Raw genomic sequence first — 11,522 nt, 5'->3', positions numbered from 1 at the left:
CAAGCCGCGCAAGGGCCGGCGCCTGCGCCGCAAGTGCCGATCGCGCCCGCGCAGGCGGCGGCCGTGAATGCGGCCATCCTGCAATTGAACCTGCCGTGGCGTGATCTGCAGGACGCGCTGGCCAGCGCCACGCCGCCCGCCATCGCGCTGCTGGCGCTGGAGCCGGACGCGCGCAAGCGCGTGCTGAAGATTACGGCCGAAACGACGGGCAGCGACGCCATGGTGGCCTACATCGCGCAATTGAAGCAGCAGGAGCTGTTTGGCTCCCGCGTGCAGCTGCTGCGCCATGAAATCAATGCGCTCGACCCGAACCATCCCCTGCGCTTCCAGCTCGAAGCGCGCTGGGGCGCGCCATGATGGCCCTCGACCTGAACGCGCTGCGCCTGCGCGCGCAACTGCTGTTGCGCCGCCTGGGCGTGCCGGCCTGCCTGGCGGCGGTCTTGCTGTTGCTGGGCGTGGCTGCGTGTGCCTGGGCCTGGCAGCAGCGCGCCGTGGCGGCGCAGCTGGAAGCACGCACCTTGCCGCAGCCGTCGCTGGCCGTGGCGGCCTTGGCGCCGCCGGCGACGGCCAGCGACAACCTGGCCCGTTTTTACGCCACCCTGGGACAGCAGCGCCACGCGGAGCAGCAGGTCAAGCAGCTGTTCGACCTGGCGGCGAAGCACGGCCTGGTGCTGGCGCAGGGCGAATATAAAAGCGGCTACGACAAGGCCGGCAGGGTCGCCACCTGGCAGGTGACCTTGCCGCTGAAGGGCAGTTATGCGGCCGTATGGCAGTTTGCGCTGCAGGCGCTGCGCGCCATGCCCTTCGCCTCGCTCGACGAACTGAGTTTTCGCCGCGAACAGATTGCCGACACGCAGCTCGAAGCGCGCCTGCGCCTGACTTTTTATCTGACCGACGCGCCGACGGATGCCGGAGGCGCGCCATGACGCCGCGCCATTATCTGTTGCTGGCCGGCGTGCTGGGCGCGGGCGCCTTGCTGCTGTTCGGCGAGCGCCAGCCCGTGGCCGAGGTGGCCGAAGCGGTGGAGCGGGCCGTCGCGCCCGCGCGCCATGCCGCCAGGCCGCCGACCGCGCAGCCGGCCATCCTGGCCCTGCTGCCGCGCAGCGAAGTGGCGGGCGAGGATGGCGACACCTTTGGCGGCGCCGATGGCGTCTTCCACAGCCAGAGCTGGACCCCGCCGCCGCCGAAAACGGTGGCGCAGGCCGCCCCGCCCCCGCCGATGGCGCCGCCGCTGCCTTTCGTCTACCTGGGCAAGGCGGCCGCCGACGGTGCCTGGGAAGTGTTTTTGTCGCGCGCCGACAAGACGTATATCGTGCGCGCCAATACCGTCATCGATGGCGCCTACAAGGTCGCGACGATCGCGCCGCCCGTCATGACGCTCACCTACCTGCCGTTGAACCAGGTTCAGCAGCTCAACATTGGAGTTTCCGAGTGATGCCTCGTTCCTTTTCATCGGCGCTGCTGCCGGTATTGCTGGCACTGCTGTCCGGCTGCGCAGGGCAGCAGGCCTACCGCGACGGGCGCGAGCTGATCGCGCAAAACCAGGTGCCGGCCGGCCTGCAGAAATTGCAGGAAGCGCTGCAGCAGGATCCCGGCAATGCGCAGTACCGCAGCGCCTATCTGCAGGCGCGCGAACGGGCCACCAGCACCGGCCTGCAGCAGGCCGAGCGCCAGGCGCAGGCGGGGCAGGGCGAGCTGGCGCGCGCTTCCTTTCTCGGCGTGCTCGAGATCGATGCGCAAAACGAGCGCGCCAACAGCGGCTTGCGCGCGCTCGAACGCGAGCAGCGCCAGGGGAAATTGCTGGCCGAAGCGCGCACGGCGTTTGATGCAAAACAATACGACCCGGCGCGCCAGCGCCTGAACGCCATCCTCACCGAGCAGCCGAATCACGCCGGCGCGCGCGCGCTGCTGCGCGAGGTCGATGAAAAGACGGCGCCGCCCATCGTCGAATCGGGACTGGCCAAATCATACAAGCAGCCGATCACGATCGAGTTCCGCGACGCGCCTTTAAAACAGGTGTTTGAGCTGATCGCGCGCCGCTCTGGACTCAATTTCGTCTTCGACAAGGACGTCAAGGCGGACGCAAAAACGTCGATCTTCCTGAAAAACAGCACGGTGGAATCGGCCGTCTACTTCCTGCTGGTGACGAACCAGCTGGAACAGCAGGTGATGGATGCGAACACGATCTTGATCTATCCCAATGTGGCGGCGAAATTGAAGGAGTACCAGGAAGTGCTGGTGAAAACCTTCTTCCTGGCGAACGCGGACGCCAAGCAGGTGGCCAATACGCTCAAGACCATTCTGAAGACGCGCGACGTGGTGGCCGATGAAAAGCTCAACCTCGTCATCGTGCGCGACACGCCCGAGGCGATCCGCCTGGCCGAGCGCCTGATCGCGCTGCAGGACGTGCCGGAAGCGGAAGTGGTGCTGGAGCTGGAAATCCTCGAGGTCAAGCGCAGCCGCCTGCTGGAGCTGGGCGTGGCCTGGCCATCGAGCCTGACCCTGACGCCTTTGAGCACCTCGGGCGGCGCCGGGCTGACCATCAATGACCTGAATAACCTGAACCAGCGCAGCATCGGCGTGAGCGACCTGTCCGTGACGGCGAATGCCAAGAAGACGGATGGCGACGCGAATATCCTGGCCAACCCGCGCATCCGCGTGCGCAACCGCGAAAAGGCGAAATTCGTCATCGGCGACAGGGTACCCGTGGTGACCACCACGATTTCACCGGGCACGGGCGGCTTCGCTTCCGAATCGATCAGCTACCTGGACGTGGGCCTGACGGTGAACGCGGAGCCGACCATCTATTTGAACAATGAAGTGGGCATCCGCATTTCGCTGGAAGTGAGCAACCTGGGGGCTGCCACCACCACCCGGAGCGGCTCGACGCTGTACCAGATCGGCACGCGCCAGGCGTCGACCATGCTGCAGCTGAAGGATGGTGAAAACCAGGTGCTGGCGGGCCTGATCAACAATGAAGAGCGCAGTTCGGGCAACAAGGTGCCGGGCCTGGGCGACATTCCCGTGCTGGGACGTTTGTTCGGCAGCAGCAAGGACGACAGCCAGAAGACGGAAATCGTGCTGTCGATCACGCCGCACCTGGTGCGCACGGTGCAGCGCCCGGAAGCGAAGGAGTCGGAATTTTCGGCCGGAACCGAGGGCAGCTTCCGCCGCCGTCCCGACATGGCCGTCAAGGCGCCCACGCAGATGCCGGGCACGGTGATCGTGCGTTCCGGCCCGTCGGCCGTCGGCATGCAGCCGGCGCCGGCGCAGCCGATGATGACGCCCGGCGCGCTGCCGCCGACCTTGCCGCAGAGCGTGCCCGCGCCGGAAGTGACGCCGTCGCCCGAGCCGGCCGCGTCGCCCTTGCCGATGTCGTCCGGCCAGCCCGTGCCGCTGCAGGCGGCGCCCTTGCCCCTGTCGTCGAGCCAGCCGGTGCCGGTGGCGCCGCCGCCCGCCAAATGAGACCGGCGCATGCACCAAGGCGATCCGGCGGCTTCACCCTGATCGAACTGCTGGTGACCCTGGCCATCCTGGGCGTGCTGGCTACCCTGGTGATCCCCGTCACGCAGGTGACGGTGCAGCGGCGCCAGGAGCAGGAGCTGCGGCGCGCGCTGCGCGAGATCCGCCAGGGGCTCGACGCGTATAAGCGGGCCGGCGACGAAGGGCGCATCGTGCGCGCGACCGACGCCAGCGGCTACCCGAAAAGCCTGGAAGTGCTGGTCGAGGGCGTGCCGGACCAGCGCAGCCCGAAGCGCGGCAAGATGTTCTTTTTGCGCCGCGTGCCGCGCGACCCGTTCAACGCGGATGCTGCCCTGAGCGACGCGCAAACCTGGGGCAAGCGCAGCTACGCCAGCGAAGCGGCCGCGCCGCGCGAGGGCGACGATGTCTACGATGTGTATTCCACGTCCGGCAAGACCGGTTTGAACAACGTGCCTTACCGTCTATGGTGAACCATGCCCGCTGAAAACGCCCCGCGCCGTGCGCGCGGCTTTACCCTGATCGAACTGCTGGTGGTGCTGGGCATCGTGGCGCTGCTGCTGACCCTGGCCGTGCCCCGCTACTTTCCCAGCCTGGACAAGGCGAAGGAAACCGTGCTGGCGGATAACCTGCGCAATCTGCGCACGACCATCGACCAGTTCCACGGCGATACGGGCCGCTATCCAGATTCCCTGGAGCAACTGGTGGACAAGAAATACCTGCGCGCCATGCCCATCGATCCCATCACGGACAGCGACAGCAGCTGGCTCATCGTGCCGCCGCCCGACGACACGCCGGGCCAGGTGTATGACGTGAAAAGCGGCGCGCCGGGCAAGGACCGCAGCGGCACGCCGTTCGCCGACTGGTAGCGGCCATGCCTCGTTCTGCGCGCCGCCAGCGCGGCTTTACTTACCTGGGCCTGATCATCGTGGTGGCCATTCTGGGCCTGGTGGGCGCGGCCGGCCTGAAGATGGGCTCCTTGCTGCAGCGCCAGGCGGCCGAGCAGGAATTGCTCGATATCGGCGCCCAGTTTTCCGACGCCTTGTACAGCTATGCGGCCGCCACGCCGCCAGGCCAGCCGCAACAGCCGCCGGATCTGGCCGCCTTGCTGCGCGATCCCCGCTTTCCGCAAGTGCGCCGGCATTTGCGCAAGCTGTTCGTCGATCCCGTCACGGGGCGCGCCGAGTGGGGTTTGCTGTACCAGCCAGGCGGCAAGGGCATCATCGGCGTGCACAGCCTGTCGCAGGCGGCGCCTTTGAAGATGGGCAACTTCGACGCCCGTTACACCGGTTTTGAAGGCAAGGCGCATTTCTCGGAATGGCGCTTCATGGCCGATGCCCGCCCGCCATCCGGGCAGTTTGCGGCACCGGCAGCCATGCCGGCTGGCAATGAAACCGCCATTGCACCGGACCTGCCGGCATCGCCGTTGTTTTCCCGCCCTGTTACTCCACCGCAAGAACCTGAGCCGGCTGAGCCATTTGAACAGCCTGAACCACAAAATCCCGCTGAAAACGCTGCAGAGCCGGTAGTTCCACCGTAAAGCACGGAAAAATAGATGAATGTGCTGGCAACTATTCTTCTGCAGAAATTCATAGATAGTGGCAAATATTTCATTTTGAAAATAGTTATCACATACGAAACTTAGATAAAATATTTATAATTAATTTGATGCAATTATGCTACCATTCCTGTCAGTACTTCCGGTACTAAAACTATTGGTGGCCTGCGCATCGCAGCCATAAATTACTTTTTAAGGGATAAACTATGAAATTGAAATTTATCGCTGCAGGCATCATGGCAGCAGCATCGTTCAGCGCGTCGGCAGCAACTTACGACCTGGGCATCCTGGACCCAACCGGTTCGGACACCCTGTCGGCTTTCACGACCAAGTTCGCCATCAATTCGGCGATCAATGATTCGTGGACCTTCCAGTTGCTGGCACCATCGTCGACCTCGTTCGGTGCATTGCAAACGTTCTCCGTGGCGAACGGCGCGATCAAGGATTTCGCCGCGACCCTGGTCGGCTATGGCAGCCTGGCCAAGAGCACGGCTGACGGCATCCAGAATCTGAGCTGGGCCGGTCAATTGGCCGCCGGCACCTACACGGTGCAAGTCACGGGCCTGACCCTGGTGAAAAATGTTCAATACGTAGGCACGGTTTCGGCCCTGCCAGTACCAGAACCAGAAACCTACGGCATGCTGCTCGGCGGCCTGGCACTGGTTGGCGCCGTGGCACGCCGCCGCGCCAAGAAAGCTGACTAAGCTTGCGCCGCAATGAAAAAAACCCGCGTCGGCGGGTTTTTTTTTGTCTGGATGGACAAGCTGCGCAGGACCAGGCGCCAGGTCGAAGACAGTACGGCAGTACGGCGAGACGCAGGCAACAACGTCCTGCGCAATCCGGACAAGCTGCGCAGGACCAGGCGCCGGGTCGAAGACAGTACGGCAGTACGGCGAGACGCAGGCAACAACGTCCTGCGCAATCCGGACAAGCTGCGCAGGACCAGGCGCCAGGTCGAAGACAGTACGGCAGTACGGCGAGACGCAGGCAACAACGTCCTGCGCAGCTTGTCATGCGCTGCGCTTGAAGTCGCGGAAGCGGAAGCCAACGAGGAACAGCGTGGCAAAGTACGCCGCGCCGCACACGGCCACCACCATGGCCAGGGCGCCGGCCCGCAGCAGCGGATGGGCTTGCATGGCGATCCAGTCGATGCGTGTCGCTCCCAGGGCCGCCACGCCGCCCATGACGATGAGCGCCGGCAGCAGGCGCAGGAAAAACTTGGCCCAGCCCGGTTTCGGCTGGTAGATGCCGCGCTTGCGCAAGCCCCAGTACAGGAAGCTGGCATTCAGGCAGGCGCCCAGGCCGATCGACAGGGCCAGGCCGGCTACGGCGATGTAAGGCACGAACAGCAGATTCATCAACTGGGTGGCGATCAGCACGCCGAGGGCGATTTTGACGGGCGTGCGGATGTCCTGGCGCGCATAGAAGGCGGGCGCCAGGGTTTTCACGAGGATGATGCCGATCAAACCCAGGCTGTAGGCCACCAGCGGCTGCGTCGACATGGTCACCGATTCGGCCGTGAACTTGCCGTAGTGGAAGAGGGTGGCGATCAGCGGCGTGGCCAGGGTGGCCATGCCGACGGCGGCGGGCAGGGCCAGCAAAAAGGTCAGGCGCAAGCCCCAGTCCAGCAGGGCCGAGTATTCCGTCTTGTCGCCATCCACGTTCGCCTTTGACAGGCTGGGCAGCAGGATGGTGCCCAGGGCCACGCCCAGCATGGCGGTGGGGAACTCCATCAGGCGGTCCGCATACGACAGCCAGGAAATGCTGCCTTCCGTCAGGCGCGAAGCGATGCTGGTGTTGATCATCAGGCTGATCTGGGCCGCCGAGACGGCAAACACGGCCGGTCCCATTTTCTTCAGTACGCGGCGCACGCCGCCGTCGGACAGGCCGATGGCCGGGTTGATCGACAGGCGCGGCAGCATGCCGATCTTGATCAGCGCGGGAATCTGGATGGCCACCTGCAGCAGGCCGCCGGCGAACACGGCGATGGCCATGGCGTAGATCGGCTGTTTCAGGTAGGGCGCGAGGAACAGCGAGGCGGCGATGAATGACAGGTTCAGCAGCACCGGTGTAAACGCGGGAATCTTGAATTCGCGCCAGGTATTCAAAATGCCGCCGGCCAGGGCGACGAAGGACATGCAGCTAATATAAGGGAACATCAGGCGCGTCATCCACACGGCCGCATCAAAAGCGCCCGGGTCCTTGGACAGGCCCGTGGCGATCACGTAGACGAACCACGGCGCGCCGACGATGCCGATGGCCGACACCAGCAGGGTGGCCCAGACGAGGGTGGTGGCGACATGGTCGGCCAGCTGCTTGCTCGCCTCCTGCCCGTGCTGGTTCTTGTATTCCGACAAGATCGGCACGAAGGCTTGCGAGAACGCGCCCTCGGCAAACAAACGGCGCAGCAGGTTGGGGATGCGGAAGGCAACGATGAAGGCGTCCGTGTAGGCGCCGGCGCCAAAGGCGCGCGCGAACAGGCTTTCGCGCAATAATCCGGTTACACGGGACAGCATGGTCATGCTGGAAATGGCGGCGAGGGTTTTAAGCAAGTTCATGGGGGCAGATTATAGCCGGGCGCGGTACCGTTAAACGCTTAAAATATGGTAACAATTGCTGCCGATTCGCCCTTGCCAGGCCCATTTTCGGGTGTTTTTGGCATCAGGCACGGTTTTTTGATTTGCCCCCGCTTGAAAATATCGCTATAATCGAAGGCTGTACAGAATTCTGTTACGCAGACACTAATGTTTGACAGGCACTGGTTTGGCACACATGGTTCGGCAGACGCACAGAACGCACCGGTTGGCAAACACTAATGTTTGCAAACGCACTTTGACCCTGTTTTAGGAAATTCCATGGCAAATACCGCACAAGCGCGCAAACGCGCTCGTCAAGCAGTTAAGCAAAACGCACACAATTCGTCCCAACGTTCGACCTTGCGCACGGCTATCAAAGCTGCTCGCAAAGCGATCCAGGGCGGCGACAAGGCAGCTGCTGCTGCAATCTTCCAGGCATCCGTGTCGACCATCGACCGTATCGCTGACAAGAAGATCATTCACAAAAACAAGGCAGCTCGCCATAAGAGCCGTCTGGCAGCTGCTTTGAAAGCACTGTCCGCTTAATATTTGCCAGCAGGCAAGCCGCCAAGGTGGCCTTGCCTGTGCCGGTACGCTGGCACTGGTTGAAAAGCAAAAACCCGCAGATTTATTCTGGCGGGTTTTTTCGCGTTTTTTCGCGTTTTTTCGCAGCCGCGTCCGTCAGCGGCGGCTTGCCCCCGCCTAGCGTGCCGCCGGCAGGTTGCCGATGGCCATGCCCGGTTTGATATGGCGCTGACTGAACCAGCCCAGGTGCATTTCCAGCGCATAGCGCACGGGCACGGTCTTCGTGGAGCAATGGCTGTCCAGCGTGTGCGGCTGCATGTCTTCAATGTTGACAATCTTGCCATCCGCATCGATGAAGGCGACGGACAGGGGCAGCGGCGTGTTCTTCATCCACATGCATTGCGTCGATGGATTGCTGAAAACAAACAGCATGCCCGCATTGGCCGGCATTTTTTCGCGGTACATCAAGCCTTGTTCGCGCTGCGCTTGCGTGGCGGCCACTTCCGCCTGGATCAGATGCATGCCGGCCGATAATTGCAAGCTCTTGCCTGTTGGTGTTTGCGCTTGCGCAATGCTGGCGCACGCCGCCACGGCGATGGACAGGCTGAGACGACGAAGGGAATTTTTCATGGGGCGGGACGGTAGCTGCAAAGCGGCGATTAGGCCATGCTGGCGGCTGCCTGGTCAAGCATGCCGCCTGGGTGCGCCGAAAGCGTGGGGTGACAGCAACATCGTCGCTGCCGTCACCCCGGGGACCGTCCTTATTTCACGGGCTTGCCTGCGTCAGCGGCCGGCTGCGTCGTCTTGCGCGCCTGGGGAATCGGGCGCGGCGCATCGGTTGCGGCCGAGGCCTTGCTCGATGCGCGTGCTGCATCTGTCGCGGCCGACGCATTGACGGAGGCCGATGCCGGCGGCACCGGCTTGACGGCGTCGGTGGCGGCCGAGGCATGGCTGGCGGCCGAGGCGGGCGGCGGCTTGACGGCATCGGGCGCGGCGGAAGCGTGCACCTTAGCGCCCGATTGCGCCAGTGCGGCGCCAGCAAGCAGGGAGGCGGCCAGGGCGAGCATTACTTTTGTCATCATCTTTCCTTCTCAATAAGTTAAGGTGATGATGATTCTAGTGCATTATCTAAAAATAAATAGTGCTTATTGGTAAATTTCCACAAGGAAAGCTATTTTTCTTGTCCCGTTCACGCTTTTCCGATGTTTTCGGCGGGTACTTCGCACCATTCGCCGGGCAGCAAGGGGTGGCTGGCCAGCGAAAAGGGGCCGATGGCGCTGCGCACGAGGCGCAGGGTGGGCAGGCCGACGGCGGCCGTCATGCGCCGCACTTGCCGGTTCTTGCCCTCTTTTAAGGTGATCGCCAGCCAGGACGTGGGCTTGTCGGCGCGCGCGCGGATGGGAGGATTGCGCGGCCACAGCCAGTCCGGTTCGGCGATGCGCACGGCCTTGCACGGCTTGGTGATGAAGTCGCCCAGGTCCAGCGGTGCCTGCAGGCGCGCCAGGCTGGCCGCGTCGGGCACGCCGTCGACCTGTACCAGGTAGGTTTTCGCTTCCTTGCGGTCCGGGTGGCTGATCTCATGCTGCAGGCGGCCGTCGTCCGTCAGCAGCAGCAAGCCTTCGCTGTCGGCGTCGAGCCGGCCGGCCGGATAGATGCCGGGTATGGTGATGTGGTCGGCCAGGGTGGCGCGGCCGTCCTGCGGTGAAAACTGGCACAGGACCTGGAATGGTTTATTGAAGAGAATGAGTGGCATGCTGGTGGCTTAATTGATGCAAACGATGGTGGCTGCTGGTTGGCGCCGCAAAAGCGTGGCGCCTTGTAAGATACTGGTGCATAATGTGAAATATTGGTCTTATGTCTTATAGAAGACTTGAGGCCGGCGTTGCGATAAGGTTCTTTGGCGCCGCGGCCGGTATTGCCATGCGGATGGCCTGGGTGTGCTTTCCCTGCTAAAGTGCGTTGTTGCTGCCATGTTCAGACTTGTTTTTGTAAACTCTGCAACCGCAGAGCGCGTCGCCGGGCCGCCGAGGCTGCCCACGCCGCGTCCCACTTCGGAGATCACGATGTACCAACATATCACTGTACCTGCTGACGGCCAAAAAATCACCGTCAACGCCGATTTTTCGCTGAATGTACCAGATAATCCCATCGTTCCCTTCATCGAGGGCGATGGCACGGGCATCGATATCAGCCCGGTCATGATCAAGGTGATCGACGCGGCCGTGGCCAAGGCCTACGGCGGCGCGCGCAAGATCAGCTGGATGGAAATCTATGCGGGCGAAAAATCGACGAATGTGTACGGTCCCGACGTGTGGCTGCCGGAAGAAACGCTGCAGGTACTGAAAGACTACGTGGTTTCCATCAAGGGCCCGCTGACGACGCCCGTCGGCGGCGGCATCCGTTCGCTGAACGTGGCCCTGCGCCAGCAGCTGGACCTGTATGTGTGCCTGCGCCCCGTGCGCTACTTCACGGGCGTGCCGTCGCCCGTGAAAGAGCCGGAAAAGACGGACATGGTGATTTTCCGCGAAAACTCGGAAGACATCTATGCCGGCATTGAATACCAGCAAGGTTCCGAAGGGGCGAAAAAGCTCATCGATTTCCTCGTCAGGGAAATGGGCGTGACGAAGATCCGCTTTCCCGCCACGTCGGGCATCGGCATCAAGCCCGTGTCCATCGAAGGCACGGAGCGCCTGGTGCGCAAGGCCATCCAGTACGCGATCGACAATGACAAGCCGTCCGTGACGATCGTGCACAAAGGCAACATCATGAAGTACACGGAGGGCGGCTTCCGCGACTGGGCGTATGCGCTGGCGCAAAAGGAATTCGGTGCCGAGCTGATCGATGGCGGACCATGGTGCAAGTTCAAGAATCCGAAGACGGGGCGCGACATCATCGTCAAGGATTCCATCGCTGACGCGTTCCTGCAACAAATCCTGCTGCGTCCGGCCGAATACAGCGTCATCGCCACCCTGAACCTGAACGGCGACTACATTTCCGACGCGCTGGCGGCGCAGGTGGGCGGCATCGGCATCGCGCCGGGCGCCAATCTGTCCGATTCCGTCGCCATGTTTGAAGCGACGCACGGCACGGCGCCCAAGTACGCGGGCAAGGACTATGTGAATCCCGGTTCGCTGATCCTGTCGGCGGAAATGATGCTGCGCCACATGGGCTGGCTGGAGGCGGCCGACCTGATCATTTCCTCCATGCAAAAGTCGATCGCCTCGAAGCGCGTCACCTACGATTTTGCCCGCCTGATGGAGGGCGCCACGCAGGTGTCGTGCTCCGGCTTCGGCAACGTGATGATCGAGCACATGTAACAAGAGGGGCGGGCAGGGTGCGGCGCACCCTGCGGGCGAAAAAAAACCCCGCTTCAAGGAAACGGG

13 protein-coding genes and 1 pseudogene are annotated in these 11,522 nt (G+C 63.0%); 10 read left to right on the top strand and 4 right to left on the bottom strand.

Annotated elements, in window-relative coordinates:
- The 8 genes and pseudogenes from CBW50_RS21160 to CBW50_RS21125 form a co-directional block, all read left to right on the top strand.
- Nucleotides 1-357: pseudogene (locus CBW50_RS21160) on the top strand (hypothetical protein); the annotation flags it as partial.
- Nucleotides 354-926, top strand: a complete 573-nt coding sequence (locus CBW50_RS21155) for a hypothetical protein (protein ID WP_086147376.1) — start codon at nucleotides 354-356, stop codon at nucleotides 924-926. The pseudogene CBW50_RS21160 and the gene CBW50_RS21155, both read left to right, overlap by 4 nt.
- Nucleotides 923-1,435, top strand: a complete 513-nt coding sequence (locus CBW50_RS21150; RefSeq protein WP_086147375.1) for a hypothetical protein — start codon at nucleotides 923-925, stop codon at nucleotides 1,433-1,435. Before CBW50_RS21155 ends, CBW50_RS21150 begins: the two co-directional genes overlap by 4 nt.
- A complete protein-coding gene (locus CBW50_RS21145) occupies nucleotides 1,435-3,465 on the top strand; it encodes a secretin N-terminal domain-containing protein (protein WP_086147374.1) in 2,031 nt (676 codons plus the stop codon). The genes CBW50_RS21150 and CBW50_RS21145 overlap by 1 nt, the downstream gene beginning before the upstream one ends.
- Nucleotides 3,462-3,953 (top strand): type II secretion system protein, encoded by a 492-nt coding sequence (locus tag CBW50_RS21140; protein ID WP_086147373.1) that lies wholly within the window; start codon nucleotides 3,462-3,464, stop codon nucleotides 3,951-3,953. The genes CBW50_RS21145 and CBW50_RS21140 overlap by 4 nt, the downstream gene beginning before the upstream one ends.
- Nucleotides 3,954-3,956: 3 nt before the next feature.
- Entirely contained in the window at nucleotides 3,957-4,349 is a 393-nt protein-coding gene (locus CBW50_RS21135) for a type II secretion system protein (RefSeq protein WP_086147372.1), read from the top strand.
- Between the two features lie 5 nt (nucleotides 4,350-4,354).
- The gene (locus CBW50_RS21130) at nucleotides 4,355-5,020 is read left to right on the top strand and encodes a type II secretion system protein (protein WP_086147371.1); all 666 of its coding nucleotides are present in this window, start codon (nucleotides 4,355-4,357) and stop codon (nucleotides 5,018-5,020) included.
- Between the two features lie 224 nt (nucleotides 5,021-5,244).
- On the top strand, nucleotides 5,245-5,742 hold the full coding sequence (locus CBW50_RS21125) for an FxDxF family PEP-CTERM protein (protein ID WP_086147370.1): 498 nt from the start codon (nucleotides 5,245-5,247) through the stop codon (nucleotides 5,740-5,742).
- A gap of 306 nt (nucleotides 5,743-6,048) precedes the next feature.
- Here CBW50_RS21125 and murJ read toward each other — a convergent pair whose 3' ends face one another.
- Nucleotides 6,049-7,596 carry a murein biosynthesis integral membrane protein MurJ gene (gene murJ, locus CBW50_RS21120; RefSeq protein ID WP_086147369.1) on the bottom strand — a complete coding sequence of 516 codons (1,548 nt, stop codon included), beginning with the start codon at nucleotides 7,594-7,596 and terminating at the stop codon, nucleotides 6,049-6,051.
- A gap of 297 nt (nucleotides 7,597-7,893) precedes the next feature.
- Here murJ and rpsT point away from each other — a divergent pair, with 297 nt between their 5' ends.
- Nucleotides 7,894-8,160: a 30S ribosomal protein S20 gene (rpsT, locus tag CBW50_RS21115; RefSeq protein ID WP_010395935.1), complete on the top strand. Its 267-nt coding sequence runs from the start codon at nucleotides 7,894-7,896 to the stop codon at nucleotides 8,158-8,160.
- A 156-nt stretch (nucleotides 8,161-8,316) separates the two neighbouring features.
- On the opposite strand, the gene CBW50_RS21110 is transcribed toward rpsT, so the two are convergent.
- The 3 genes from CBW50_RS21110 to CBW50_RS21100 all read right to left on the bottom strand — a co-directional run bounded on the left by CBW50_RS21110 (nucleotide 8,317) and on the right by CBW50_RS21100 (nucleotide 9,892).
- On the bottom strand, nucleotides 8,317-8,769 hold the full coding sequence (locus tag CBW50_RS21110) for a DUF192 domain-containing protein (protein ID WP_086147368.1): 453 nt from the start codon (nucleotides 8,767-8,769) through the stop codon (nucleotides 8,317-8,319).
- A 131-nt stretch (nucleotides 8,770-8,900) separates the two neighbouring features.
- Entirely contained in the window at nucleotides 8,901-9,221 is a 321-nt protein-coding gene (locus CBW50_RS21105) for a hypothetical protein (RefSeq protein WP_216356387.1), read from the bottom strand.
- A 107-nt stretch (nucleotides 9,222-9,328) separates the two neighbouring features.
- Nucleotides 9,329-9,892, bottom strand: a complete 564-nt coding sequence (locus CBW50_RS21100) for a pseudouridine synthase (RefSeq protein WP_086147367.1) — start codon at nucleotides 9,890-9,892, stop codon at nucleotides 9,329-9,331.
- Between the two features lie 310 nt (nucleotides 9,893-10,202).
- Here CBW50_RS21100 and icd point away from each other — a divergent pair, with 310 nt between their 5' ends.
- Nucleotides 10,203-11,456 carry an NADP-dependent isocitrate dehydrogenase gene (icd, locus tag CBW50_RS21095; RefSeq protein WP_086147366.1) on the top strand — a complete coding sequence of 418 codons (1,254 nt, stop codon included), beginning with the start codon at nucleotides 10,203-10,205 and terminating at the stop codon, nucleotides 11,454-11,456.
- The last annotated feature ends 66 nt before the right edge of the window (nucleotides 11,457-11,522 follow it).

This window comes from Janthinobacterium sp. GW458P (assembly GCF_002127585.1).
Classification (GTDB): domain Bacteria; phylum Pseudomonadota; class Gammaproteobacteria; order Burkholderiales; family Burkholderiaceae_D; genus Janthinobacterium.
The sequence above is the reverse complement of the archived record's forward strand: the minus strand, read 5'-3'. Positions and strand labels throughout refer to the sequence as shown.

What these genes read in the sequence shown, in the direction of transcription:
- CBW50_RS21155 (WP_086147376.1), top strand. Translation starts at nt 354, where the DNA reads ATGATGGCCCTCGACCTGAACGCGCTGCGCCTGCGCGCGCAACTGCTG.
- CBW50_RS21150 (WP_086147375.1), top strand. Translation starts at nt 923, where the DNA reads ATGACGCCGCGCCATTATCTGTTGCTGGCCGGCGTGCTGGGCGCGGGC.
- CBW50_RS21145 (WP_086147374.1), top strand. Translation starts at nt 1,435, where the DNA reads ATGCCTCGTTCCTTTTCATCGGCGCTGCTGCCGGTATTGCTGGCACTG.
- CBW50_RS21140 (WP_086147373.1), top strand. Translation starts at nt 3,462, where the DNA reads ATGAGACCGGCGCATGCACCAAGGCGATCCGGCGGCTTCACCCTGATC.
- CBW50_RS21135 (WP_086147372.1), top strand. Translation starts at nt 3,957, where the DNA reads ATGCCCGCTGAAAACGCCCCGCGCCGTGCGCGCGGCTTTACCCTGATC.
- CBW50_RS21130 (WP_086147371.1), top strand. Translation starts at nt 4,355, where the DNA reads ATGCCTCGTTCTGCGCGCCGCCAGCGCGGCTTTACTTACCTGGGCCTG.
- CBW50_RS21125 (WP_086147370.1), top strand. Translation starts at nt 5,245, where the DNA reads ATGAAATTGAAATTTATCGCTGCAGGCATCATGGCAGCAGCATCGTTC.
- murJ (WP_086147369.1), bottom strand. Translation starts at nt 7,596, where the DNA reads ATGAACTTGCTTAAAACCCTCGCCGCCATTTCCAGCATGACCATGCTG.
- rpsT (WP_010395935.1), top strand. Translation starts at nt 7,894, where the DNA reads ATGGCAAATACCGCACAAGCGCGCAAACGCGCTCGTCAAGCAGTTAAG.
- CBW50_RS21110 (WP_086147368.1), bottom strand. Translation starts at nt 8,769, where the DNA reads ATGAAAAATTCCCTTCGTCGTCTCAGCCTGTCCATCGCCGTGGCGGCG.
- CBW50_RS21105 (WP_216356387.1), bottom strand. Translation starts at nt 9,221, where the DNA reads ATGATGACAAAAGTAATGCTCGCCCTGGCCGCCTCCCTGCTTGCTGGC.
- CBW50_RS21100 (WP_086147367.1), bottom strand. Translation starts at nt 9,892, where the DNA reads ATGCCACTCATTCTCTTCAATAAACCATTCCAGGTCCTGTGCCAGTTT.
- icd (WP_086147366.1), top strand. Translation starts at nt 10,203, where the DNA reads ATGTACCAACATATCACTGTACCTGCTGACGGCCAAAAAATCACCGTC.